Origin of the sequence: Catenuloplanes japonicus (genome assembly GCF_000717135.1) — a bacterium.
Classification (GTDB): Bacteria; Actinomycetota; Actinomycetes; order Mycobacteriales; family Micromonosporaceae; genus Catenuloplanes; species Catenuloplanes japonicus.
In genome coordinates this window covers 463,600-489,296 of record NZ_JNXY01000009.1, presented here as the reverse complement: position 1 = coordinate 489,296, position 25,697 = coordinate 463,600, and the positions used below count along the sequence as shown (strand labels likewise).

Annotated in this window: 21 protein-coding genes; 9 read left to right on the top strand and 12 right to left on the bottom strand. The window is 73.5% G+C overall.

Annotated features, from left to right (window positions below; all coding sequences use genetic code 11):
- Positions 1–39 precede the first annotated feature (39 nt).
- The 3 genes from OP04_RS17000 to OP04_RS16990 form a co-directional block, all read right to left on the bottom strand.
- Positions 40–609 (bottom strand): hypothetical protein, encoded by a 570-nt coding sequence (locus OP04_RS17000; RefSeq protein WP_033340580.1) that lies wholly within the window; start codon positions 607–609, stop codon positions 40–42.
- 176 nt (positions 610–785) lie between these two features.
- Complete coding sequence (locus OP04_RS16995; protein WP_033340579.1) at positions 786–971, bottom strand: hypothetical protein; 186 nt, start codon at positions 969–971, stop codon at positions 786–788.
- Between the two features lie 36 nt (positions 972–1,007).
- A complete protein-coding gene (locus OP04_RS16990) occupies positions 1,008–1,589 on the bottom strand; it encodes a TetR/AcrR family transcriptional regulator (protein WP_033340578.1) in 582 nt (193 codons plus the stop codon).
- Positions 1,590–1,670: 81 nt separating this feature from the next.
- On the opposite strand from OP04_RS16990, the gene OP04_RS16985 reads away from it, so the two are divergent.
- The 7 genes from OP04_RS16985 to OP04_RS16955 all read left to right on the top strand — a co-directional run bounded on the left by OP04_RS16985 (position 1,671) and on the right by OP04_RS16955 (position 9,635).
- Positions 1,671–2,528: an SDR family NAD(P)-dependent oxidoreductase gene (locus OP04_RS16985; protein ID WP_198153855.1), complete on the top strand. Its 858-nt coding sequence runs from the start codon at positions 1,671–1,673 to the stop codon at positions 2,526–2,528.
- 130 nt (positions 2,529–2,658) lie between these two features.
- Positions 2,659–5,628 carry an SUMF1/EgtB/PvdO family nonheme iron enzyme gene (locus tag OP04_RS16980; RefSeq protein ID WP_033340577.1) on the top strand — a complete coding sequence of 990 codons (2,970 nt, stop codon included), beginning with the start codon at positions 2,659–2,661 and terminating at the stop codon, positions 5,626–5,628.
- A gap of 13 nt (positions 5,629–5,641) precedes the next feature.
- On the top strand, positions 5,642–5,845 hold the full coding sequence (locus OP04_RS16975) for a hypothetical protein (RefSeq protein WP_033340576.1): 204 nt from the start codon (positions 5,642–5,644) through the stop codon (positions 5,843–5,845).
- A gap of 130 nt (positions 5,846–5,975) precedes the next feature.
- Positions 5,976–6,773 (top strand): class I fructose-bisphosphate aldolase, encoded by a 798-nt coding sequence (locus OP04_RS16970; RefSeq protein ID WP_198153854.1) that lies wholly within the window; start codon positions 5,976–5,978, stop codon positions 6,771–6,773.
- Positions 6,774–6,908: 135 nt separating this feature from the next.
- A complete protein-coding gene (locus OP04_RS16965) occupies positions 6,909–8,117 on the top strand; it encodes a hypothetical protein (protein WP_157239911.1) in 1,209 nt (402 codons plus the stop codon).
- A gap of 91 nt (positions 8,118–8,208) precedes the next feature.
- A complete protein-coding gene (locus OP04_RS16960) occupies positions 8,209–8,823 on the top strand; it encodes a response regulator transcription factor (RefSeq protein ID WP_085066524.1) in 615 nt (204 codons plus the stop codon).
- A 200-nt stretch (positions 8,824–9,023) separates the two neighbouring features.
- Entirely contained in the window at positions 9,024–9,635 is a 612-nt protein-coding gene (locus tag OP04_RS16955; protein WP_232323614.1) for a response regulator transcription factor, read from the top strand.
- On the opposite strand, the gene OP04_RS16950 is transcribed toward OP04_RS16955, so the two are convergent.
- From OP04_RS16950 to lanKC, 4 genes are all read right to left on the bottom strand, one after another.
- Positions 9,531–11,249 carry an ATP-binding cassette domain-containing protein gene (locus OP04_RS16950; RefSeq protein ID WP_033340573.1) on the bottom strand — a complete coding sequence of 573 codons (1,719 nt, stop codon included), beginning with the start codon at positions 11,247–11,249 and terminating at the stop codon, positions 9,531–9,533. The two genes, OP04_RS16955 and OP04_RS16950, sit on opposite strands and share 105 nt — an antisense overlap.
- Entirely contained in the window at positions 11,249–12,916 is a 1,668-nt protein-coding gene (locus OP04_RS16945; RefSeq protein WP_033340572.1) for an ABC transporter ATP-binding protein, read from the bottom strand. The genes OP04_RS16950 and OP04_RS16945 overlap by 1 nt, the downstream gene beginning before the upstream one ends.
- 72 nt (positions 12,917–12,988) lie before the next feature.
- The gene (locus tag OP04_RS16940; RefSeq protein ID WP_033340571.1) at positions 12,989–13,117 is read right to left on the bottom strand and encodes a SapB/AmfS family lanthipeptide; all 129 of its coding nucleotides are present in this window, start codon (positions 13,115–13,117) and stop codon (positions 12,989–12,991) included.
- Positions 13,118–13,169: 52 nt separating this feature from the next.
- Entirely contained in the window at positions 13,170–15,752 is a 2,583-nt protein-coding gene (gene lanKC / locus OP04_RS16935; protein WP_033340570.1) for a class III lanthionine synthetase LanKC, read from the bottom strand.
- A gap of 297 nt (positions 15,753–16,049) precedes the next feature.
- Here lanKC and OP04_RS16930 point away from each other — a divergent pair, with 297 nt between their 5' ends.
- Positions 16,050–17,480 (top strand): WGR domain-containing protein, encoded by a 1,431-nt coding sequence (locus OP04_RS16930; RefSeq protein ID WP_033340569.1) that lies wholly within the window; start codon positions 16,050–16,052, stop codon positions 17,478–17,480.
- Here OP04_RS16930 and OP04_RS53370 read toward each other — a convergent pair.
- Positions 17,444–18,811, bottom strand: a complete 1,368-nt coding sequence (locus OP04_RS53370; protein WP_157239908.1) for a hypothetical protein — start codon at positions 18,809–18,811, stop codon at positions 17,444–17,446. The genes OP04_RS16930 and OP04_RS53370 overlap by 37 nt on opposite strands.
- Between OP04_RS53370 and OP04_RS53365 the strand changes: the two genes are divergently transcribed.
- On the top strand, positions 18,783–19,325 hold the full coding sequence (locus OP04_RS53365; protein WP_157239906.1) for a hypothetical protein: 543 nt from the start codon (positions 18,783–18,785) through the stop codon (positions 19,323–19,325). The genes OP04_RS53370 and OP04_RS53365 overlap by 29 nt on opposite strands.
- A gap of 153 nt (positions 19,326–19,478) precedes the next feature.
- On the opposite strand, the gene OP04_RS16915 is transcribed toward OP04_RS53365, so the two are convergent.
- From OP04_RS16915 to OP04_RS16900, 4 genes are all read right to left on the bottom strand, one after another.
- Positions 19,479–21,074 carry a methyl-accepting chemotaxis protein gene (locus OP04_RS16915; RefSeq protein WP_033340567.1) on the bottom strand — a complete coding sequence of 532 codons (1,596 nt, stop codon included), beginning with the start codon at positions 21,072–21,074 and terminating at the stop codon, positions 19,479–19,481.
- Between the two features lie 90 nt (positions 21,075–21,164).
- Complete coding sequence (locus OP04_RS16910; protein WP_033340566.1) at positions 21,165–22,340, bottom strand: vWA domain-containing protein; 1,176 nt, start codon at positions 22,338–22,340, stop codon at positions 21,165–21,167.
- Positions 22,340–23,521, bottom strand: coding sequence for an AAA family ATPase (locus OP04_RS16905; protein ID WP_408606757.1), 1,182 nt, complete (start codon positions 23,519–23,521; stop codon positions 22,340–22,342). The genes OP04_RS16910 and OP04_RS16905 overlap by 1 nt, the downstream gene beginning before the upstream one ends.
- Positions 23,522–23,917: 396 nt before the next feature.
- Positions 23,918–25,528, bottom strand: coding sequence for a hypothetical protein (locus OP04_RS16900; protein ID WP_198153853.1), 1,611 nt, complete (start codon positions 25,526–25,528; stop codon positions 23,918–23,920).
- Between the last annotated feature and the right edge of the window lie 169 nt (positions 25,529–25,697).

Here is a 25,697-nt window from a genome sequence, read left to right as displayed (position 1 = left end):
GGACGCCCCGATCATGGAACGGGCGTCGGTGGGCGGCTGCTAGCCGAAGTCGCTGACGGAGTTCGCGTCCAGCGTGACCATCGCGGCCGCGACCTCCGGGCGTGCGTCGCCGCAGCGGTCGACCGGGATCCGGGGGCGTACCCAGTTGCCGGCCGTGTCGTGCACGACCAGCCAGGGCACCGTGCCGGGCTTGCCGGCGCACTCCTGCCCGCCGGCCGGCAGGTCCGGCGCGTCCGGCAGTCGCAGCGCCTCGGCCAGGTCGACGAGCTTGTCCCAGCCGCTGACCCGCTCCTCGACGTGGATCTCCTTGCCGGTGCCGTCCCAGCCGACGCCGCAGATGGTCGCCGCGACCGGCATCATGTCGGCCGGCAGCGGTGCGCCGGTCTGTTCCGCGCCGGGCATCGCGAGGCGGCCACCCCGGCTCGACAGCGGCGCGCCCTCGGCCTCGCACCCCCGCCACGTGGAGAAGCGCGGGAGCGGGTCGACGACGTTCGTGCCGCCGCCGGTGGAGCCGCCGGAGGGCCCGAGGTCGTCCTCGATACCGCCGCTGCAGGCCGTGGTCCCGGCCGCCAGGGCCACGGCCAGCGCCGCAACCGTCAGTCCGCGCATGTCGGTCCCTCCCGGATGAGTGCCGCACCGGCAACGCGCCGGACCATGATGGACAGTGCGCCGCGTCGCACGGACGCCATTATGCCGCCGGGCGGTCCGGGCAGGTCATGAGCATCGATACTCATGACCTGCAGGCTCCGGGGGCCGGCCATCAGTCCCTCCGGAAGCCGGGCTCCTCAACCGGCCCGGCGCGCCCCTCGCCACGCCAGCAGCACGCCCACGACCAGCACGATCGGGCCGATCACCGCCCACATCGTGACGCCGCTCATCGCACTGCCGCCGAGAACATTGAGTCCCTGCAGCGTCCACACCGCGCCGACGAGCACGAACAGGACCCCGAGAACCAGAAAGAGCCATCGCATGACGCCCAGCCTGCTCCTCGCGCGGCGAACTGGCAATCACGCCCGGCTCGCGTGCGCGACCATCTCCACGAGCGTGTCGACGAGGTCCTCCGGCGTCTGGGACCACTTCGGGTCCGCGAGCTGGCCGCTGACCTCCATGCCGGTGATGCCGCCGACGCTGCCGATGAGCAGTGCGCCGTACCGCCGGGCGTCCGCCGCCCCCACCAGCTCGCCGACGATCGCCAGGAACTCGTCGTGGCTGCGCCGGGCCGCGCGGGCCAGCGCGGCCGGATCGCCGGGCGGGTTGCTGAACATCAGCCGGTAGAGGTGCGGCTGCGCCCGCCCGATGTCGATCAGCGCGACCAGCGCGGCGCGCAGCTTCCGCACGGGCGGCAACGTCCCGTCCGCCCGCAGCGCCGCCGAGTGCTCCGCGATCCGGTCCCAGGCCGCGGAGCCGATCGCGATCAGCAGGCTCTCCTTGTCCGCGAAGTGCCGGTAGGGCGCGCCACGCGTCACGCCGGCCCGCGCTCCCACCGCACGCAGCGTCACCGCCTCCAGACCGCCGGTGTTGAGCAGGTCGGCGGCCGCGTCGAGCAGTGCCTGGCGGGTGGCGGCGGCGGATTCGAGGCGGCTGACCATGCGCTCATGCTACCCATCGGCCGATGACAGCGTCATCCGACTCAGTTGACAAAGTCATCGCAACGCCGCAGACTCGGAAAGGTGACAACGTCATCTGAAAATCAGGAACTCGTGGTCGTGACCGGCGCGTCGACCGGCATGGGCGCGGCCACCGCGCACGAGCTGGCCCGGCGCGGGTTCCACGTGCTCGCCGGCGTGCGACGCGAGGCCGACGGCGAGGCGATCCGGACCGCCGGCGTAGAGCCGTTCATCCTCGACATCACCGACCCGGAGCACGTCGCGGCGCTGCCGTCCCTCGTCGGGAACCGCACGCTGCGGGCCGTGGTCAACAACGCGGGCGTCGGCGGCATCGGGCCGGTCGAGGTGCTGCCGCTCGACGACTGGCGGCGCATCTTCGAGGTCAACCTGTTCGGCCACATCGCCGTCACCAAGACCCTGACCCCTTCGCTGGTACGCAGCCGCGGCCGCATCGTCAACATCAGCTCGCTGAACGGGAAGTTCGCCATGGCCGGCTACGGGTCGTACTCCGCCAGCAAGTTCGCGCTCGAGGCCACCAGCGACGCGCTCCGGCAGGAACTGACCCCGCACGGCGTGCACGTCGTGGTGATCGAGCCCGGCGGCGTCAAGACCGCGATGGCCGGCCACGGCCCCGCCGGCGTCGACCACGTGGCCGGGAAGATGACCAGGGACCAGTCGGCACGGTACGGCGGCCTGCTGCACGCCATCCCCGGCCACGTCGCCGCGTTCACGGCCGCGGGCGTCACCTCGGAGGTCGCCGCGCGGACGATCGCCCGCGCGGTGACCGACCGCCGTCCGCGCACCCGCTACACGATCGGCCGCCCCGCCGCCGTCCTGACCCGCCTCACCCGCATCCTCCCCGACCGCGCGCTCGACCGCCTGGCCGCCGCCGATCTGGGCCGGCACTACCCGTCCGCGTGACGGGTGGGCCGTCCGTCGCTCCCCTGTGGTCGGACGGCTGATCGACTCCGGCTGGAATCACGCTGCGCCACGGGTACGCTACGGGGAACAGTGCTGCTGAGCCGCCACACGGTCTCGGGAGGGCGGCGAGTTGACGGTCACCGCGCGGGTCTCGTTCGGGTTCTGGAGCGATCGGGTGGTCGCGGCCGACCAGCTGCAGTCGGACCTGCGGGAGTCCGGCGAGCAGGCGATCACGGTCGGCGGCGAGAACGGCCCGCCGATCGGGTGCCTGGTCGTGCTGACCCAGAAGCCACAGCTCGACCTGGCGGAGCTCGGCACGCTGGCCCGGCTGGCGAACCGCGCGAAGATCACGATCGCGGTCGACCGGCACCGTCCCGGCACGGACGACGGCCCGCCGTGGCCGAGGGACGCCACGCTCTACTGGGGCGGGCGCTATCCCGACCTCGCCGAGGTGGCGCAGGCGCTGGTCGACCTCGTCCGGCCGGCGGGCCTGCTGTCCAGCGCGCTGCCCGCGTTCCTGCCGACCGACCGGCCGCTGCCGGGCATCCCGCACGCGGGCGACCGGCACGAGCTGATCGCGCAGCTCCGCCGACCGGAGCAGCTGCGCGTCATCTCGCTCACCCGCGACCTGCACGACGAGTTGCTGCGGCCCCGGCGGGCGGAGAGCCGGGCCGACTACGACCTGCTCCGGCTGGTCCGGTGGGCGGCGGACGAGGCGAACCGGCCGTTCATCAGCCTGCGGCTGACCCGGTCGGAGCGGCCGTCGATCCGCCCGGAGCAGCCGCGCGCGCTGGACGCGGTGCTGCAGGATCTGCGTACCCGCCGGTTGGTGCTGTTGCTCGGCGAGCCGGGCGCGGGGAAGAGTCAGCAGCTGCGCTACTACGACGCCTGGGCCGCGCTGCACTCGCTCCGGCAGCCCGGCGACGGCCCGTTGCCGCCGGGCGCGTTCTGCGTGGCGCTCGCCGCCCAGCCCGCACAGCCGGACATCACGATGGACTGGCTGGCGCAGCAGTGGGCCACGGTCGTCGACCCGGAACGCTGGTGCGACCTGCGCACGTTCCTGGCCGACGGCGGCACGGTGCTGCTGGACGGGCTGAACGAGGGCGGCATGCGCGCGCTGCCGCTGCGGGAGTGGATGACCCGGTGGCGGGACGTGATCTCGCAGCTCCTCGGCGCCGGCGCGACCAAGGTCGTGGTCAGCTGCCGGACCCGGGACCTGGTGATCCCGATGCGGGCGCCGCGCAACGAGACGCCGACCGAGGTCAGCCTGCTGCCGCTGTCCAAGGACGACATCGTGGCGATCGCGACCCAGGCCGATCCCGCGATGGCGCGCCGGCTCAAGCCCGCGCTGGACGAGGACGGCATGATCGAGCAGCTGTACTCCAGCCCGTTCCGGCTGCGCCGCTTCCTGGAGACCGGCGCGGACGGCATCGCGCTCACCGACTCCCGGCTGTACGGCATGGTGATCGCGGCCGCGCTGCTGCGCGACTTCGAGCAGGACAACCTGCACGACGGGCTGGTCCCGGACCGGGTCGCGGCCGCGCTGCGCTCCCACTACGTCAACCCCTGGCCGGTGCTGGACACCATCGCGGTGATCAAGGCGCTCGCGGCGCTGGCCAAGGAGCTCACGTTCCCGGCCGTGCCGGGCGGCAACGCGCGGCTGACCATGCGGCGGTCCGCCGCGATCGGCGTGCTGCACGACGCGCTCGCCGAGGCGCGGGAGGACCCGTCCAAGGCCGGGCTGGCGCTGGACACCGCGGAGGACTTCCACATCCTGCAGGAGGAGCGCGGAGACATCCGGTTCGCCCACCCGTCGCTGCAGCACCTGTTCGCGGCCGCCGGCTGCACGGACGCGGAGATCGTGGCGCTGGCGGAGCAGGAGCGGCAGCCCGCCGTGCTTCCGGGGCGCCTGCCGCCGTCGTACGCCGAGCACCGTTACGAGGAGTTCTTCCGGTTCGCGGCGCAGCTGCGGCCGGACGTGCCACGGCTGCTGCTGCGCGTCGACCCGGTGCTCGCCGCGCGCGCCTACCTGGCCGCCGGGCCGGACGCGCGGCGCGGCGTCGACGCCGAGATCCGCGAGTCGCTGGCGAACCTGCTGGTCGACGAGTGGGCGCCGGCCCAGCGCGCCGCGATCATGACCGCGCTGGGCGAGCTGGGCTGGCGGCTGCCGACGCCGAGCTACCGCGGGTCGGAGGCGCTGGCCGCGGTGCCGGCCGGCGAGTGGCGACTCGGCCGCCGCGGGCACGACGACGCGCCCGAGACGGACACGGACAGCGAGCCCCGCACGATCGCGCTGCCCGGCTTCACGATCGCCCGGTCTCCGGTCTCCAACCTGGAGTACGGCGTCTTCGTCGAGGCCGGCGGCTACGACGACAAGGCGTGGTGGACGCCGGAGGGCTGGCAGTGGGTGACGAACTCCCGGGCCGTCGAGCAGTCCGTGATCGAGTGGACCCGCCGCCAGGACAATCTCCGACGGGACCTCGGCCAGATCGTCACGCTGCTGCGCGCGCGGCGGGCCACCCCCGCGTCCGCGGCCGCGCTGCTCCGGTTCGCCCGGCTGTCCGAGACGGAGATCGTGGCGTACGCGCGCTCCCAGCAGGCCCGCCCGATCCGGTACCCGCGCTACTGGCGGCGCGCCGCGCTGAACAACCCGCTGCAGCCGGTGGTCGGCGTGTCCTGGTTCGAGGCGAACGCGTTCTGCGCCTGGCTCGCGGATCGGCACGGCGTCCCGGTCCGGCTGCCGTCCGAGAACGAGTGGGAGGCCGCCTGCCTGCACTCGCTCGGCCTGACCGACAGCGCGGACGTGACCGGCACGCACGGCAACACGCTGGCCGCCGGCTTCCCGTCGACGACCCCGATCCGGACGTACGCCACCGAGGCGCAGCAGCGGAGCCGGCTGCCGGTGGAGATGCTGGGCAACGTGTTCGAGTGGTGCTTCGACTACTACGCTCCCGGGCACCACAACCGGCGGATCCTGAAGGGCGGGTCGTGGCGGCACGAGCCGTGGCGGGCGCACCCCGCCTACCGTGGGCGGGGCGACGTGGACGCGCAGAACGACGATCTCGGTTTCCGGTACGTGATGGAGGACGCGGAATCATGAACGGCGCGGAATCATGAACGGCGCGGAGAAGCCGGGCGACGATCAGATGCGGGGCGGCACCGAGGATCTGGTCGGGGAGATCGCCACCATGGCCGAGGATCCGGACAGCGACGAGGCGGAGATCCTGGAACGGCTGGCGCGGCTGGCGGACTCGTTCTCGCCGGACGAGGTGTTCGCGGTGCTGGCCCGCTTCGACACGCCGGATCTCCTGGGATAAGGACCTATATCCGGACATTTAACGTAAAATTGCGGTTAAATTCGACCCTTACGGCCGATGCCAGCGCAACCGGCGAAACGGGATCGTGCACGCGGACCCTCGCCGCTCGCTGTCCGCAATGGAGGCACACGTGCACCACCAGCCCGGTCTGCAACGACGCATGCACCGGATTCTCCCGCCCGGCCGCCCCGCGCTCTGGCTGCCGCTGGACGACGGCCTGATCTCCGGGCCCGAGCACCACCTGCACGACGTGCGCACACTGTTGACGCCTGACGTCGTACCCCAGCTGACCGCGGTCCTCGGTTTTCGCGGCGCACTCGCCAGGGCCTCCGACCAGCTGGTCGGCACGCCGCTGGTGATGAACCTCAGCGCCAGCACGACGCTCCACGAGCACACCCGGAAAGCCCCCGTGGGTACGGTCGCGGACGCGGTCCGGGCCGGCGCGGACGCGATCGCCTGCCACGTCAACATCACGTCGCCGTCCGAGACCGAGGCGCTGGAGCAGCTGGCCCGCCGCGTCTCCGAGGCGGACGAATTCGGCCTCCCGGTCGTCGCGATGATCTATCCGCGGTCACGCAACGTGAACGGTCTCGACAACAACCACCACCACCTGCGCCGGAACTCGCCGGAGCGCTTCACGGAGCTGGTCCGCCACTGCGCGCGGATCGCGATGGAACTCGGCGCCAGCGCCATCAAGACCATCTACACGGGTACGCCCGAGACGTTCCGGACCGTGGTCGACTCCGCCATGGGCGTGCCGGTCCTGATCGCCGGCGAGGCGCTGACCGACGCGGCCGAGGCGCTGGAGCGGGCGCAGGGCGCGGTCCAGGCGGGCGCGGCCGGCGTCGCCTACGGCCGGCAGATCTTCAACCGCGACGAGGCCGGCCCGTTCGTGGCCAAGCTGCGCGCGGCCCTGGACGACGCCTGATCATGCGCCGGCCAGGACGGTTGCGGTCACGCTGCGATCATGACGGGGCGCTGTTACGTTCGACCCAGCGGTATCGATTTCCACGGATCTTCTGGGGCGGAGATGAACGGTCGGACCCGGCGCGCGGTGCGGGCGATGGGTCGTCAGCTGCTCAGGCTGGCGCTGCCGGCCCTGGGCTGCATCGCCGGCTGGCTCTTCCTGCTCCTCCTGTCCGCCAGCCCGTCCCAGGCCGCGCCGGGCCCGGAAGGCGGGACAGAGGATCCGGCGGTCTCCGAACTGCCGGTCGCACAGGTGGTGCCGCGGGCGGCGGAGCTGCCGGTGACACAGGTGGTGCCGCAGGCGGCAGAGCTGCCGGTGAGACAGGTCGTGCCGCAGGCGGCGGAGGCCGTGCAGCAGGTCGCCGACGTCGTGACGTCGGGCGGCATCGCTGCCGGAGGTGAGGCCGTTGCCGAGGCCTCGTCTTCGGCAGGCGGCGTCGGCGCCGACGCGGCCATCGCACCGCTCGATCCGGTCGTCGACGCCGCCGCACCTGTCGTGGAAACCGTCGTGGATTCCGCCGCCGAGCCGCCGGACGAAATCGTCGCACCGCTGGACGAGATCGCCGCGCCACTGGACGAGGCCGCAGCGCCACTGACGCCAATAGTCGCGGCCGCCACCCCGCCGCTGGAGCGTGCCACGGCCCCGCTAGACCCTGTGATCACGGCCGTGACCGAGCCGCTCGCACCCGTGATCACTGCCGCCACCGCGCCGCTCGCACCTGTCATCACGGACCTGACCGCGCCGCTCGCACCCGCCGCGGCACCGCTGAACCCGGTGGTCGCCGCCGTGACGACGCCGCTCGTACCTGCCGTGGCGTCGCTCGAACCCGTGGTCCCGGAAGTCGCACCCCCGCTCGAGGCGGCGACAGCAGAGCCGCCGGCCCACCTCCCGGAACGGGCACGGACACCCGCACCCGCCCGGTCCGTCCGGGAAACCGGCACCGACGCGCCGGCACCGCCGGACGGCCTCGGTGGCCCGGCCGCCCCTGCCGGCATCCCCGCACCGGAACCCGCGCGCCCCGTCACCGCCGGCCCGGTCCTCGAACGCGCCGGGACGATCACGGCGCACCGCGTACCCATGGAAAGAACCCTCACGCCCCGGCACGATCCGCCGGATCAGCCGGCCCGGGACGGGACCCCGGCCGGTTCGAAGCACGGGCTGCGTGGCGGTGATCAGCCCGGACCGCACGTCGTCACGGACGCGGCCGGGCCGATGGTGCCGCCCACCCGGCCGGATCACGTGACCGGTCCCGTCGATCGCGGCCCCGCGGGCCGGACCGGCGTCGTGCCGGCATCGCCTGGCTGAGCGCTCCCACCGGTCCACAGCCGACCGGTTCTCGCGTCAGGAATCGAACTCCCCGGTATGCGCCGGCCCGTGGCCGCGCGCCGGGATCGCGATGGGAGCGATGACGGTGATTCGCACGCTTATCTACTCGAACCATGTGCTGCTGCGGGAATCCTTGCAGGCCGTGCTGTCCACGGAGCTCGACGTGTGGTCCGTGGGCGGGGACGACGGCGAGGCGCTGACGGCCGCGCACAAGCTCAGGCCGGACGTGATCGTGGTGGATCTGGACGGCCCGGGGCGGCAGGAGATGCGCACCGTGCGGCGTCTGGTCGGCGATCTGCCGGAGTGCGCGGTGGTGGTGCTGACCGGCAGGCACACGCCGCACGCGCTGCGGCAGGCGCTGGCCGCGGGCGCGCGCGGGTTCGCCTCGCGGGGGCAGCCGCCGGCCGAGCTGATGGATCTGATCCGGCGTGTGGGCGGCGGGGAACGGATGATCCATCCGGGTACCGCATTGGCGGCGCTCGCTGCGATGCACAATCCGCTGTCCGTCCGCGAGCGGGACACGCTGCGCCTGGCGGCGCGCGGCGTGCCGAGCGCGGCGATTGCGGCGGAGCTTTTTCTGTCCGAAGGAACAATTCGGAACTATCTATCTTCTGCATTGCGGAAGCTGAACTGCAGAAATCGTCTCGAAGCGGCACGACTCGCCGAGGAGGCCGGCTGGATATAAAAAGCAGAAAGCCTGCTCACCGGCGGGCTGACTACGTAAACGACGGTTACCCGACAGTGTCGCGAACGAGTTACCCGCCGGTTAGCGCACCGCCTTCCCGCATCGACTGTGCTTCAATGTGGACGGGTATTGCCATGTGGTTAACCCGTTGTGTCGATTTCGCGCAAGCGCGCGGGGAACGCAAGGGGGCGGGAACTGTGGTGCGCATTTTGCTCGCGATGCCGCACGGCCTGCTGCGCGGCGCGTTGAGGTACGTGCTCTCCACCCATCCGGACATGGACGTCATCGGTGAGCGGGACGCGGTGGAGTCGACCATCGAGGCCGTGCGCACGGACGCGCCGGACGTGACCGTGCTCGACCTGACGCTGCTGAACGGCCCCGGTCGTGACCCCGCCGGTGCGGCCCGCGCCGCCCACTCCGAGCTGCCGGACAGCAAGATCCTGGTGCTGGTGGACCCGCGCCGCCCCGGTTTCGGCAGTCAGATCTCGGCCGTGCCGCCGACGATCGGTTTCCTGGCCCACTCCGCGTCGCCGGAGCGGGTGGTGGACGCGGTGCGCCGGCTGGCCGCCGGCGAGCCGGTCGTGGACGCGGATCTGCTGGTGGCCGCGCTGACCGCGAAGATGCCGCTGACCGCGCGTGAGCTGCGCGTGCTGGAGGAGGCCGCGCTCGGCACACCGGTGAAGGAGATCGCGCGCACGCTGTCGCTGTCACCGGGCACGGTCCGCAACCACCTCTCCCGGATCATCGCGAAGACGCACGCGCGCAACCGCATCGAGGCCATCCACATCGCGAAGGAGAAGGGCTGGATCTGACCAGGCCCCGACCAGGTCGCGATAGGACGGTGAGGCGGCCCGCAGCCCGGCGTGGGTGCCGCGCACCGGCCGGGCCCCGTCGAAGAGCAGCACCTCCCGGCCGCGCGCGGCGGACGACAGCCGGTGCGCGATGACGATCAGCGCGCCCGGCCGCGCCGAGAAGGCCCGTTCCACGCGCGCCTCCAGCGCCGGGTCGAGGTGGCAGGTCGCCTCGTCCAGGATCGCCAGCGGCTCCGGCGCGAGGTAGGCCCGGACCAGCGCGATCAGCTGCTTCTCGCCCGCGGAGAGCGTGGCCGGGTCGATCGTCGCGCCGAGCCCGCCGAGCCGGTTCACCAGCGGCCACGCGCCCAGGAGCACGACCGCGCGCAGCACGGGCGCGGCCGGGGCCAGGTAGCGCAGATTCTCCAGCACGGTGCCGGTGAAGACGTGGGCCTCCTGCGGCAGCAGCACCCGCCCGGCGCACCGCACGGTCCCGGTCTGCGGCGTGAGCAGGCCGGACATCAGCGCGGCCAGCGTGGACTTGCCGATGCCGCTGGCGCCGACGATCACCAGGTGGTCACCCGCGGACACGTCCAGGTCGAAGCGGTCGAGCACGGGCGCGGCGGCCGGGCCGTACCGGAAGGACACGTCCCGCATCCGCAGCAGCCCGTGGTCCGGCGGGTCGAGCGACGGGAGCACCACGGGCGAGACGGAGAGGATGCGGCGGAGCGTGATGCCGTAGCGCAGCCCGCCGCCGGCCAGCCCGTGCATCAGCAGGTGGAGCGCGGGCAGCAGCCCGCCGCGCACGTAGACCATGGCCCCGAGCAGCGCGCCCGCGCCGATCCCCCGGTCCACCAGCCACGGCGCCGCGACCAGCAGCACCAGTAGTGGCCCCCATCCCCCGGCCGCCAGGCAGATGCCGCGCAGTGCGCCGGCCACGCCGACCGACCGTTCCGCACGCCGCTGCGCCTCGGCCGCGGCCGCGACCGTGCGCGCGGCCCAGTCACCGGCGCCGGCGGCCACGACGTCGCGGTGCGCGCGCAGCATCGGCTCCGCGGTCGCGGCCAGGTCCTCGTCCGCGCGCACCGCGCCGAGCTGACGCCGCGCCAGCGCCGGCAGCAGCAGAGCAAAGGATCCCAGGCCCAGCATCAGCGGTACGACCACGAGCGCGGCCAGCACCGGCGCGAGCACCACCAGCCCGGCGATCGCCGCGACCAGGCTGAACACGAACCCGCGCACGGTGGTGAGCAGTCCGGCGTAGGTGTCCCGGACCACCTCGACCTGGCGCGTCAGCCGGGCCGTCGCGGCCCGGTCCGGGTGGGCCGCGCCGCGCACCGCGTCCGTGACCACGCGCGCCACGAGGCGGTCCCGGAACGGTTCCACCACGTCGCCGAGCCGGCGGTAGGCGCCGCGCGCGCCGACCGCGCCCACGCCCGCGGCCACCGCGTAGGCGCCGAGCCAGCCCAGCCCGGTCCGCGCGTCCCCGGCGAGGAAACCGTCGTCGATCGCGCGCGCGGTGGCGTACCCGCTGATCAGTCCGGGGGTGATCTCCGCGAGCGACCAGCCGGCCAGCCGGGCGACCGCCCACCGGTCCCGCCACAGCTCCGCCCGCGTGTACCGGGTGGCCGCGCCCATCAGGCGCCCCCGTCCGGCGCGAAGACCGCGCGGTAGGCGGCGTCCGCCCACAGCCTGCCGTGCGGGGCCAGCGCGCGCAGGCGGCCGCCGTCGAGCCAGGCCACCAGGTCCGCGCCGGCCGCGGTGGCGCGCCGGTGCGTGACGACCAGCCGGGTGCGGCCGTGCGTCTCGTGCAGCAGCGCGGACGCGATCCGCGCCTCGGTCACGCTGTCCACACTGGAGGACGCGTCGTCCAGCACGAGCAGCCGGTCCCCGTGCAGCGCGCGGGCCAGCCCGATCCGCTGCGCCTCACCGCCGGACATGGGCGCGTCCGCGAGCGGCGTCGCGTACCCCCGGGGCAGTCGGGTGATGTAGGCGTCGATGGTGGCGATCCGCGCCGCGCCGGGCACGAACGCGTGGTCGCGCCCCATCGCGATCGCGTCGCCGATCGTGGCACCGGCCAGCGCGGGCCGCTCGAAGCCGTAGCCGACCGCGCGGGCCAGCGCCTCCGGGTCCAGCGCGGCCAGCGGCACGCCGTCCAGCCGGACCGTGCCCTGATCGGGGTCCCGCAGCCGCCCGGCGACCGCGGCGAGCGTGGACTTCCCGGCGCCGGACCGCCCGACGACCGCGACCGTGGCGCCGCCGGGAACGGTGAGCGTGAGCCGGTCCAGCAGCACGTGCCCGTCCTCGGCCCGGACCGTGACGTCGTCGAGGCGCAGCGTGCCGCGGCCGCCGGGCGGGAGGACACGCGTGCCGTGGGCGCGCGGGCGCGCACCGATGATCTCGGCGGCCCGGCCGGCGCCGCTGCGCGCGCGGACCAGGCGGTGCAGCGTGCCGAGGATCGCGCCGAGGCCGGCGCCGAGCGCGGCGTACTGCAGCGCGGCGACCAGCTCCCCCGGGCTGAGCCGGCCGTGCGTGAGCAGCACACCGGCGACCGCGACCACGGCGATCTGGGTGAGCGGCGCGAGCGCGGCCGTGCGTCCGGCCGCGACCGCGAGCGCCGCCCAGGTGCCCCGCCCGTGCGCGCCGAGCTCGGGCAGCGGTCGCAGCACGCGGCGGATCTCGGTCTCCGCGGTGCCGGCGGCCGCGATCGTGCGCGCGCCGGCCATCGCCTCGGCCAGCAGCCCGGCGATCATGCCCTGCACCCGCTGGTAGCCCTGGGCGGAGACGGAGGCGCGGACCACGAAGCCGCGCAGCAGCACGGTGAGCAGGACAAGCCCGGTGACGAGCGAGGCCGCGAGCCACGGGTCGATGAGCGCGAGCGCGACCAGGCTGCCGAGCGGCGGGAGCACGGAGACCAGGCCGCCGACGATCGCGCCGACCGCGGATCCGGCGTCCGCGGCCTGCCCGCCGATCCGGGCGACCAGGTCACCGGCCGGGCGGCCGATCGGGTGCGGGAGCGTGAAGATCCGGGTGAGCAGCGCGCGGCGCAGGTGGGCCGTGGCGCGGGCCGTGCCGGTGACCGCGGCGAACTCGGCCAGGACGTCCGCGCCGGCAGCGACCAGCACCAGCGCGGCCGTGACGACGATCCACGGCCCGGGGCCGCCGAGCAGGACGGCGTCGACCGTGCGGCCGATCGCCCACGGGATGACGAGCCCGGCCGCGGCGCCGAGCAGCGCGGCGACGGCCAGCAGCGCGGCGTGGCCACCGGCCGCGCGCACGCAGCCGAGCAGGATCCGGTTGCTCATCACACCCCCAGGACGCCGTTCCGCCCCGGTGCTCGGGGCACCGGGGCGGAACACGGACGGCGAGCCTCAGGCTCAGTTGCAGGTGGTGACGCTCAGCGAGCTGTCGCCACAGAGCAGCAGGCTGGCCTGGCTACCGCCGCCGCCACCGCCGTTGCGGTCGGTGTCCTCGATGTGCATTCCCTGCAGGTCGAGCAGCGTCATGCCCAACACCTTCTTCCTTGAATCGGACGGTCTTCCGCGCGCCGCGGAAGTCTCAGGCCGGTGCTCCGGCGGGGATGGCCGTTCGTGACGCGGGCGCGCGGTGCGTCGGGACGGCGGTCGGGGCGAGCAGCGGCAGCGCCGTGCCCTCGGGTTCGCGGGCCATGGTGAGCGCGAGCAGCACGCCCGCGGACCCGGTGGCCAGGTCGGTGGAGAGCCGCAGCAGCTGCTCGCCGGGGAAGACCAGGTGCTCGCGGTACGGCAGCGCGTGCCAGACCAGCGCGCCGGCCTGGCGGGCGAGGTCGGGCGTGTCCTCGATCCGGCCCAGCGCCACGCGTCCGGCCAGGTAGGCGACGATCCCGGCGCGCCCGGCGAACAGGCCGGACTGCGCGTAGAACGGGGACCGGGCGGAGCCCCGGATCGCGGCGGAGGCACGTTCGAAGTCCGCGGAGGCACGGTGGGTCAGGAAGCGGTCGAGCGCGAGACCGATGCCGGCGCTGCCGTGCGCGAGGTAGGGCATGGTGCGCCAGCCCTCGTTCACGCTCATCGTGCCGTCGTCGCGGATCACGCAGGCATGCAGGTCACGGCGGAGCGCGCGGTCCGCGAGGTCGAGCAGCGCCGGGTCGCGCGTCTGCTCGTACCGGCGCAGGAAGAGCATGGCCGGGCCGGTCCAGCCGCGGGTCAGGCCCGCGTAGGGGTGGTTCCCGCCGCTGATCTCGCCGGGCGGCGGCGCCGCGTCCAACCGGTCCACGCAGAGCCGCAGCACCTGGTCGGCCGCGGTCCGCAGTGCGGGGTCGTCCGTGGTGGCGGCGAAGAAGTCCAGGCTCAGCCCGACGCCGGCCAGGCCGCTGACCAGGTCCGTGTTCAGCTCGCGCCAGGGCTCGCCGAGGCAGATCTCCAGAAGATCCAAGGCCTCGGCGGTACGCCCGAGCGTGTGCAACGCATACGCCACGCCGTGCAGCCCGTCCCACAGGCCGAGCCTGCTGCCGGACGCCGGCGGCGCGACCCGGTCCGCGAGCCACTGCTCGTGGTCCGGGAACCGCCCGGCGCCGCAGGCCTGCAACGTCCAGAGGATGCCGGCCGCGCCGTAGCCGAGGCTCAGCCCGCCGCTGCGGAACTGCTCGATGTCACCGGGGAACAGCCGGTCCTCGCGCTCCGGCGTGGCCGTGGCCAGGATGCCGGTGGCGATCCGGTCGCGCTCCAGCGTGAGCGGGCGGGCCGGCGGCGCGTCGCCGCCGCGGATCACCCGGACCGCGTCGGCCAGATAGGACTCCGGCACGTCCGGGAAGCGTGCGCGGATGATCGCGGCGAAGTGGGCCGCCTTCTCCGGCGCGAGCCGCAGCACGGCCGTGAGCGGCAGGAACAGTGCGAGTCGCAGGCAGGCCAGCGCATACTCGTCGACCGCGAACCCGGTCCGGTCGCGGGGTGCCGCGAACGCCTGGTTGCGCAGCGCCGGGCGGGCGTCCTCGGCGACGTCGCGGGCCGCCTCGAAGTCGAGCAGCGTGATCCGGTCGTCCGGGCCGACCATCACGTTGAACAGGTGCAGGTCGCCGTAGACCACGCCGTGCCGGTGGATCTCCCGGACCACGCGCTCCACCTGGGCGTGCGTGTCCAGCGCCCACGCGGTGAACGTGCGCAGGTCGTCCGCGGCCGTGTCCGGTGCGGTGAGCGGGTAGCGGCGGACCAGCGCCCGGTTGAGCGGCTCGCCGTCGATGCGCTCCAGCGCCAGGAAGTCGTGGTCGCCGAGCAGGAAGTCGTCGTGGACGCGGGCGATCTGCGGCACCGCGGCCAGGCGGCGCAGCGTGTCGCGCTCGTGCCGCAGCCGGGTGACCGCGTCCGCGCCGGTGGCGTCCAGGCCGGCGTGCGGGCGGGCCTCCTTGAGCACCACCTGCGTTCCGGTGCGCGTGTCCCGGCCGGTGTAGAGCCCGCCACCGTTGGAGAAGTGCAGAACCTTCTCGATGGCGTACGGCACGGAGGCCACCTTCGTGTTGCCGCGCGCCTCGAGGTGCGGGCGGAGGAACGCGGGCAGCGTCACCCACTCCGGGACCGTGAAGACCGGGTCGCGGCGGTCCGGGACCAGCGTGCCGGTGCCGTCCTCGATCGCGGGGACGACCTTGCCGGACCCGTCCAGGCAGTACCGGGCCGCGAAGCCGCCGTACCGCACGTAGACCGGGCCGTCGCCGTAGCGCAGGTCGGAGAGGATGTACGGTCCCTCGCGGCCGGTGAGCAGCACGGCCAGGTCCTCGCACACGTCCGCGAGCTCGGCCTCGTCGTGCGGGTAGACCGTGATGAACTTGCCGCTGGTGCCCCGGCCGGCGTACTTGCTGTTGCGCATGAGCAGCATCTGCGGGCCGCGGAGGAACTTGAACCCGATCCCGCGGGCCGTGCAGTAGTTCCAGGCGATGGTGAGCACCTCGGCCGCGTCCTCACGGCGTGCGGAGATGTGCACCTTCCAGCCCTGGGGCGGCAGCGGATCCTCGTCGGGTCCGATGACCGTCCAGTCGTTCTGCGCCGCGCGCTTCCAGCCGTCCGGGAGGGACAGGCCCTCGCCGTACTCCGTGGTGGGCGCCTTGGTGTTCGTGAGGGCGTCGTAGAAGAGCGGGTCGACTGCACAGTACGAGTCGTATCGCTCGTCCATCTCATCCCCCTCGGCCGATCGGCTGCTGACAACAACCAATATGCCCTGCTCAAAGGGGTGCCTACAGTGCGTGACGTCATGGGATGCACGTCGGATCTGCACGCCAAGTCATGACAAAAAGCAGGTTTAGGCGGTGCGATTCTGGCTAACGACGGGGCCCTCGGGCGTACCCGCGAAGGCTGTTGATGGTGGGGTTTCGCCTTCGCGGGCTCGCCCGGTGCGTACGACAAGAATGTCGTACCCGTTGGATAGGTTGTCGTTGTCTTGGTGCGTGACCTCTGACGGAAAGGTGCTCCGATGCCCGCCGATACGACTTACCTCGAGCTCTCCGAAGATTCCGGGAGCGCGCACAAGTTCTATGAGGTGACCGTCGACGGCACGGATCTCACCGTCCGATATGGACGCATCGGCGACTCCGGTCAGACCACGAAGAAGTCGTTCCCCACGGCCGACAAGGCGAAATCCGAGGCGGCCAAGAAGATCGGCGAAAAGGTGCGGAAGGGTTACGCGCCGGCCGTCGTCGGCGGGCGCGCGCCGCGCTCGATATCGCGGCGTGCGATCGTCAGCACCGCCTCGACGTCGAAGCGTGCGCCGATCCTGTGGAAATACTCGTCCGGCAGCGCCGCGTTCGGCATCTTCGTCGACGACGAGGTGTGCATGGTCGGCAACGAGGCCGGCATGATCACCACGCTGAGCCACAACGCCGAGGTCATGCGCCAGTTCCGGTTGCCGGACGGTGTGAAGTGCATCGTCGCCGACGACGGCTGGCTCTACGCGGGCTGCGACGACGGGAATGTGTACGACCTGACCGGCAAGGTGCCGCGCCTGGCGTACCGGATCGACCCCTCGATCGACATCTACTGGCTGGACATCCACGACGGCGTGCTCGGCGTCTCCGACTCCGGCGGCGGCATCTCCGCCATCGACCACGAGGACGAGTTCCTCTGGCGGCGGTCCGGCCGCGGCACGTCCGGCTGGATGGTCCGCTGCGACGCCGACGCCGTGCACCACGGGCACTCGTCCGGCGTGACCAGCTACGACTGGCGCACCGGCGCCGAGGTGTGGAACGCGTCGACCGGCGCGGTCCTGTTCGGCTGGCAGGAGCCCGGCAAGCTGTACGCGGGCACCGCCACCCGGCAGGTCGTCGAGCTCGGCAAGGACGGTTCGCACCGGCGGACGTACCGGGCCGACGCCGCCGTCTACTCCTGCGCCGCCTCCGCCGACGGCCGCTACGTCTTCGCCGGCGACAGCAGCTCGTCCATCTACTGCTTCGACGACGCCGGCAACCGCCTGTGGAAGCTCGCGACCGGCTGCGGCTCCGCGTTCTCGATGCAGTACCACAACGAGCGCCTCTACATCGTCACCACCAACGGCACGCTGGCCTGCATCGACGCCAGCGAGGCCGCGATCCACGCCGCGCAGGGCGGCACCATCCCGCAGGCCGTCGACGTCAAGGCGCCGCCGCGCATGGCCCCGGTCGCCCCGTCCAGCACCGTCGAGATCATCCACGACCTGGCCGACTCCCCCGACGGCGTCGTGGTCGAGTGCATCGAGGACGGCGGCCGCCTCCGCATCCGCGTCGTCTCGTCCGGCTACCACCAGTCCTGGCAGGTCCAGTTCCCCAAGGGCATCCGCGAGCCCGGCGCCCGCTACGTCGTCACCGGCATCCGCGAGGCCGCCCGCGGCGGCTTCTACCGCGCCTTCGGCGACATCCGCCGCCTGCACTGAGCTGCTGCTTCCCGGCCGCGCCGGCGTCCACTCCCGGCGCGGTTCCGGACGGCAGGCGCGGTCCGACGCAACCACCTGAACCATCCTTCCCGCCGCGCCGGATTCACCTCCCGGCGCGGGCCCGGACGGCCGAACCGACGGGAGAAGCGGGCGCCTCGCGCCCGAAATTTCGGGAAATAGCGGCCTGCGCGCGGCTGGCCGCAGACCCGCGCTGACGACAGAATTCCTACATCGGCCGCCTGCGGCAGAAGGCCGCCTGCGGCAGAAGGCCGCCTGCGGCAGAAGGCCGCCTGCGGCAGAAGGCCGCCTGCGGCAGAAGGCCGCCTGCGGTGGACGGGCCAGTTCGGCACGCTGGCGGTGGCCCGGATCCCGGCGGCGAGGAGCGCGGCGCGGACGCCGGCCTCTCCTGCGGCGGCCAGCTCGGCGTAGGTGCTGATGCCCGCGGCCTGCAGCGCCTGCGCGGACTTCGGGCCGAGGCCCGCGATCTTGGTGAGGTTGTCGACCGACGGGGCCGAGCCCTGGGCCGGGACGACGACGGGCGCGGGCTCGACGGCGACGATCGGCTCCGGCTCGTCAGCGACGACGGGCGTCGCCACCGGCTCGGTGACCGGCGCCGCCACCGGCTCGGCGGCCGGGGTCGGCTCCGCGACGGGCGCGGGTGCCGGCTCGGCGGCGGCGAACGGCGACGTCACCGGCTCCGTCGAGGCGGGGGCCGCGGGCTGCTCCGGCTTGGAGGCCGGCGTGAAGACGACGGCCGGGACGGACTTCGCCACCGGGGTCGCCTTGGCTGCCGGGGTTGCCTTCGCTGCCGGAGCGGCCTTGGCCGGGGCAGCCTTGGCCGCAGCCGGGGCAGCCGGAGTGGCCGGGGCAGCCGGGGTCGCCTTCTTGGCGGCGGCCTTCCGGGTGGCGGTCTTCCGCGGCGCGGCGACCGGCTTGTCCTCGACGGCAGCGGCAGCCGCAGCGGCCAGGTCGGCGTCCGCGGTGGCCTCGGCCGGCATCGACTCGGCGGACACGACCTCGGCCTCCGGCGCCGTGACCGGTGCAGACACCCCCGCAGCCGACTCGGCCGGCGCGGTCTCGGCCACCGAGGCGGTAACCGATGAGGTCTCGGCCGACGCCGACGCCGGGACCGACGCGGGCGCGGCCGACGCAGCCGGGTCCTCCGCGGTGATGATCTCGGTCGCCGGGATGCCGGTGGAGTCGGACGACGGGCCCGTCCCGGAATCGTCGGGGGTGATGGTCGGCGCGACCTCGGTGGAGTCGTGGGACTCCGCGGCCGGGGTGACGACCGCGGTGATGCCGGTGGAGTCGCCCGAGTCGGTCGTGATCACCGGCGTGGTGTCGTCCGCGGAGGCCACCGCAGCGTCGGAAGCGGCCGGAGCAGCGGTGTGCTCGACGGCGGTGTCCTCAGCGGAGGCGGACGTCGTCGCGGCGGGCGCCACGTCCGCAGCGGCGGAAGAACCGGCCGGCTTCACCGCCGCGTCGGTCACCGGCTCGGCCACGGACGACGCAGTAGCCGGAGTCACAGCCGGCTCGGCCGCCGGCGACTCGGAGGACGCCTCGGCATCAGAGGTCGCCGCCGATGTGGCGGCGGCCGGCGCGGAAGCCGCACCGGCCGAGGAAGCGACGATCTCGTCCGCCGGAGACTCGGTGGTCTCGGACGGCGTCGTCGTGCTGGAAGCGGGGGTTATCGTGGTGGACGAATCCGAAGTGTCCGACTTAGTGGGCGGAACTGTCGTGGGCGCGGCGCCGGAGCCCGAGGGCTTGCGGAGCAGGCCCACCAGCCACCAGCCACCAGCCACGGCGACGACAAAGAGAACGGCAAGGAGCACGTACCGCATGTAAAGCCTCCCGGTATACGGAGGCGGCATTGTAGCAACGTTCTCGCCGGCGTCCCGAACGCAGCATCCCCGCAGGTCCCGCCGGGAACGATCTGCGAACGGAACAGGAAACCCGATCGAAACACCGCGCCGTACGTGCACCCGGAGAACGGCGCGATCAGTAACGGAACCCCGCGACCAGCGTATTCAGGTCGCTCGACATGCGAGCCAACTCGCTCGTCGCCTGCTGCGTGTCGGCCACGCCCTGGCTGGTGGTGAGCGCGGCCTGCGCGACCATCGTGATGTTCGCGGCGATCTCGTTGGTACCGCCGGACGCCTCGCTCACGCTGCGGTTCATCTCCGCCGTCGTCGCGGTCTGCTCCTCGACCGCGGACGCGATCGTGGTCTGGAAGTCGCTGATCCGCGCGATGACCGAGGTGATCTCCTCGATCGCGTCGACCGCGCCGGTGGTGTCCGCCTGGATGGCCTCGATCCGCTTGGAGATGTCCTCCGTGGCCCGTGCCGTCTCCTGCGCCAGGTCCTTGACCTCGGACGCGACCACCGCGAAGCCCTTCCCGGCATCCCCGGCGCGGGCGGCCTCGATCGTGGCGTTGAGCGCGAGCAGGTTCGTCTGCTCCGCGATCGCGGTGATCACCTTGATGACGTTGCCGATCTCCGCGGACGACTCGTTCAGCTTGCTCATCGTGGCCGAGGTCGCGGACGTGATGGTGACCGCCTCGGCCGCGACGCGCGCCGCCTCCGCCGCGTTCTGCGAGATCTCGCGGATGGACGCGCTCATCTCCTCGCCGCCGGCGGACACGGTCTCGACGCTGCGGGACACTTCCTCGGCCGCGGCGGACACGGCCTGCGCCTGCGTGGATGCCTCCTGCGCGGAGTCGGCGATCTGCACCGCGGTGCTGGTCATCTCCTCGGCGGCGCTGGCCAGCGACGATGCGGAGCCGTCGATGGTCTGCACGGTACGCCGCAGGTTGTCCACCGCGGTGTCCAGCGCCTGCGCCATCCGGCCGGTCTCGTCGGCCGAGGTCACGCCGCTGGTACGGGTCAGGTCGCCCACGGCCAGCCCCTCCGCGACGTCCTTCACGCGGACCAGCGACGCCACGATCCGGCGGGCCACGAAGATCCCGAGCGCGAGCGCGATCACCGCACCGGCCACCATGACGATGATCGAGGTGAGCCGGCCGCTCTTGTAGCCGGCGTCGGCCGCCTCCGCGTTCATCTTGCCGTCCGCGGTCTCGGCCGCGTCCAGCTCGGCCAGGTTCGCGTCGACGACCTTCATCAGCGGCGTGACCTTGTCGGAACGGACCTGAGCCCAGGAGGAGAACGCGTTGGCCGCGCCGAGCGGCAGCAGCTCCTGCTGCGCGATGGTCACGTAGGAGTCGAACGACGTCTCCAGCTCGTCGATCAGCGCGGCCTCACCGGCCGGGACGCTCTCCTGATAGGTGGTCATCGCGTCCTTGAACTCCTGCACGTGCGTGGCGAACGCCTGCGTGAACGCCTGCTCCTCCGCGTCCGACTGGGAGATCGCCTGGTTCGCCGCGGCCAGCCGGGACTGGTAGACCGCGGTCTTGACCATCGCGACCGCTTTGATGCTGGACACGTTGCTGGTGTAGATGAGCTGCGCGGACATGCTGCTGTCCCGCAGCTTCACCAGCCCGACGACGCCGACGATGACCGCGACCGCGACCGCGGTCACCACGGCGGTGAGGATCTTGACGTTGACGCTCAGGTTCTCGTAGGAGAGCCGTGCTGACATCCGTTCCTCCGCACCCCATCATCCAGAAGGCCGTCTTTCGCCACTATCGCGTCCGTCGGGTGCGGCTCGGGCCGAATCACCAAATATGTGTCAGCCCTCGATCCGGACCACCCTGGCCCACTCCGGCATGGCCGTCCACCGCTTGCGCGGGAACAGCCCGATCACGGTCCGCGCCGCCGGCCGCGCGCTCGGCCACGGCGTCTGCCCGTCCGTGAGCGCCACGATCACGTCCGGCCGGCGCTTCAGCGCGACCGTGAACCCGGCGCGCAGGTCCGTACCGCCGCCCCCGATCAGCGCGATGCCCTCGGCGTGGCAGAGCTTGCCGACCACCGGGACGGCCGCGTCGCAGGACATGACCGTGACCAGGTCGCGGCGGCCGCTGAGCGCGCGGCCGATCGCGGTCACCTCCAGCAGCGCGCTGCCCAGCTCACGGTCGGAGACCGAGCCGGACGTGTCCACGATGACGCACACGCTCGGCGGGTGGCGGCGCAGCGACGGCAGCACCACGCCGGGCAGGCTCGAGGCGCGCCGGGACGGGCGGCCGTACGTGTAGTCCTCCCCCACGCCCGCGGCCGTCACCGCGGACCGCATCGCGCTGCCGAGCAGGTCACGCCACGGCTGCGGCGGATGGAAGACCTGCTCGGCCCAGCGCTTCCAGCCGTCCGGCGCGGAGCCGGGCGCGCCCACGATGCCGTGCGCCACCCGGAACCGGACCGCGTCCCGTTCCTGCTTCGTGAGCCCGTGCGCGCCGTCCGGGCCGAGGTCCCAGGACCGGGCGCGGCCGTCCGCGCCGCTGCCGCAGTCGATCCAGGCCAGCCGTTGAAGGCGCGGGCCCACGCGGAACCGGCGCAGGTAGTACTCCATCACCTCGCCGGACTTCAGACCGAGATTCTCCGGGCAGACCGCGTCGGACGGCCGCGGCAGCCCGGCGTCGTAGATGTCGTCGTTGATCTCCGCGTCCGCCGCGAGGTTCATCCGCAGCCGCTCGCCGGGACCGTCCGCACCGTGCTCCCGCGCGTACGCGTCCCCGCGCCCGTGATGGTCGCGCAGCAGGTGGGACACCTCGTGCACCCAGACGCCGGCCAGGTCGTCCAGGGTGCGGCGGTCCACGAACGCGGGCGACACGTAGCAGCGCCAGTGCGGGTCCACCGCCATCGTCGGCGTCTCCGGTGACGCCACCACGTGCAGCGCGAACAGTGCGGTCGCCAGGTAGGGCCGCTGCCGCGCCGCGAGCAACCGGGCCGCGTACAGCTTGTCGCGATCCATCAGGCCGCCACCGCCCGCCGGGACAGCGCGACCGCGCCGGCCAGCCGGTCGATCAGCGCGGGCACGTCCCACTCCTCCCGGCGCAGCGCGGCCAGCGAGGTCGCGGGCACCACCACCAGATCCGGCGCGCCGGTGTCCACCGCGCGGGCCAGCACGGTCCAGGCCGCGTCCCAGCGTTCGCGCGTCGGCCGGTCGCGCACCGCGGACACCACACCGTCCAGCACCGCCTGCCGCAGGTCGCCGCGCTCCGGCAGCGCCGCGTGCTCCGGGTCCGCGAGCAGGCTCTCCGGGTCCGGCAGGTCGAGGCGGTCCAGGCCGGCCAGCAGCTCCAGACCCGGACCGTCGCCGACCGTGCCGCGGACCAGCATCGACAGCACCTCCCGCGACGTGCCGGCCGCCGTCCCGAACGCGACCAGCCGCAACGCCATCTCCCAGCTGCGCGGCGACGGCCAGGCGCCGCCCCGCTGCCCGTCCGCCGATGGCAGCCGGTGCACCAGCCCCGGACGCGCGGTCAGGAACGTCTGCAGCGCGCGCCGGGCATAGCCGACCGCCTCCGGCAGCCGCGCCGGGTCCAGCCGGGGCAGCGTCGCGCGCGGCCAGACACCGCCGAGCCCGCGCACCACCACCTCCGGGCTGTGTGTCCACTGCAGATGGACGAACCGGTTCGCCAGCGGCGGGCTCAGCTCCCAGCCGTCCGCCGCGGACGCGCGCGGATTCGCCGCCGCCACGATCCGCACGCCACGCGGCAACGTCAGCGCGCCCACCCGCCGCTCCAGCACCAGCCGCAGCAGCGCGGCCTGCACCGCGGGCGGCGCGGTCGACAGCTCGTCCAGGAACAGCAGCCCTTTCCCCTGCCTGACCAGCCGTACCGCCCAGTCCGGCGGCGCCATCGGCACCCCCTGCACCGCAGGATCGTCCCCGACCACCGGCAGTCCCGAGAAGTCCGACGGCTCGTGCACGCTGGCGATCACCGTGGTCAACGGCAGATCCAGGTCCGCCGCGAGCTGCGTCAGCCCCGCGGTCTTCCCGATCCCCGGCTCGCCCCACAGCAGCACCGGCAGGTCCGCCGCCACCGCCAGGGTCAGCGCATCCAACTGTTCGTCCCGTCGCGGCTCCGTGCCCGTGTCCCCCAGCAGCGCAAGCAGATCCGCCGCCACCGAAAGCTGTTCCCCAGTACCCATCAACGTCATCACCACGTTTTCTCTAGAAGATCAAATTCCCCATTTGGTACGACTCCGTACGCGCCCCCGCCCGAAGCACGCCCCCTCCCCGGCCGCACGACGCACCTCCCGCCACCCTTCCCAGCTCCGGACCCCGGCGCCGAAAGCCGGCGGGCACACCTTGCCGGCGGACACACGCCTTGCCGGCGGGCGCTCCGCGCCCGAAATTTCGGTAAATAGCGGTCTGTGATCGGCCGGAGGCCCTCGCCCGGCGCCGGAGCACGGCAACGCCCAAGCGGTCCGGCGCCGCTCGGTTCCGGCGCCGCTCGGTTCCGGCGCTGGTCGGCCCGGCGCTGGTCGGCCCGGCGCTGGTCGGCCCGGCGCTGGTCGGCCCGGCGCTGGTCGGCCCGGCGCTGGTCAAGGGCGCCGGTATCGGCTCCATCGTTTGTTGCGGCCGCGTTCGCGTCGTGGTTCGAGGCCGGCGTGGGCGAACGGGTCGTAGCGTGGCGCCTCCTGGCGGGCCGGGTCCGGCAGGCCGAATCGCGAGCCGGCGCCGGTCCGGTACAGCTCGTAGACCTCGCGCTGCTGGACGGCCGCTTCCAGCTCGTCGCGGAGCGGGCCGTCCCGCAGGACCGCGGCGGGGCCGAGCATCGCCTCGAGGCTGTCCAGCGCGCCGTCGATGTCGCCGTGGTCGAGCCGGGCCCGCACGTCGTCCAGGTGTGCCGGGCGCCGGTGCAGGTCGTCGATGGCCTGCACGCAGGGCAGCGGCATCCCGGTCAGCGCGGCCAGCGTCTCCTCGCGCCGGATCTGGTCGGCGTCGTGATCGAGCGGTCGCAGTACGCCGTCCACCAGCGCGATCCGGTGGTCGGCGCCGCGGCAGCGCACGATTCGTACCCCCGGCGGCTCTTCCTGGTGGTCCGCGGCCGGATCCGTCGCACGCCGGCCGGGCACGAGCGCGGCCGCGACCAGCGGATGCAAGGATCCGGGCGCGATCAGCCCGGCGCGGAGCAGCGCGAGATCGGGCGGCTCCCAGACCGCCGCGTCCGGCAGCACGGGCAGCCCGCGGCCGTCACCGGCGACGAGGCGCGGCGACCCGTCCTCGGCCAGACGCAGCACCAGGTGCTCGCGCGCGCCGGGCCGGATCACGACCGATCCCGAGGCTCGCCCGGAGGCGCGCAGCAGGATCGCGGCCTCGTCGGCCCACCGATCGACCGCGCATCCACGCTCCCGCAACCGCCGCAGCAGCACCGGATCGCCGATCGCGGGCTGCTCGGGTGGTTCCGGGGCACGGACCGGTTCACCGCTCGCAGCCGACGTGCGCGGGTCCGATTCCCACCGCACTCCGCCGGCCGAATCGCCGGTCTCGGACCACGTGTGCGGGTCCGAGTGCCACCGGGCTCCGCGAACCGGATCGCCGATCTGGGCCGGCGCGTCGCCGGCCACAGCCGGTCCGGACGGGTCCGGGAGCTGCGGGGAAGGCCGGGCCGCGACACGTTCCCGAAGGTCGGGGGCGTGGCGGGTGTCCCAGAGGTGGCGGTGGAGGTCGAGGCGGTAGCGCGGGTCGGGGCGGGGGTGCGGGTGGCGGGACTCGGCGGCGTCCGGCCAGAGGGACAGGGTGATCCGCTGGCCGGCGTCGGCCCAGGCCGGGGCCGTGCGGGCCACCAGCCATGGGCCGCGCGGGGAACCGCCGGCGGTGACCGGGACGGGGCCGTAGCAGGCCAGGCCGATCGTCAGCGCGGGGCGGAGCAGGCCGTCGGGGGCGATCCGGGGCAGGTGCCAGCGCAGCAGGTCAGGGGCGAGATGTCGCAGGTCGGCCTGGAGCGCGGCCTCGACGGCGGTGCCGTGGGCACGCGCGATCGACCGCAGATCCAGGTCGACGTCGACGCGGGACGCCGCGCAGGCTCCCGCCCAGTCTCCGGCGCGACGACGCGCGGCGGCAGAACTGATCATGGTGGGCGGCACCGCGTAGGCGCGGATGTGCCGCCAGAGGTGGAGGCGTGAGTCCGTATTCACGGCCGGGGAGCGCATCAGCACTCACCTTCGGTGAAACGGGCCCCCAATCTGTGTGAAGCGGAGGTCGTCATCGCGGCGAACCGTAGCACGTGCCGTCGAGCGCCGAAAGCCGTTAACGGACGCGGGCGTGATGGCCTGATCGACCCGTCCGCCCGCCACGTCCAGCCCGGCCGGCCATCACGCC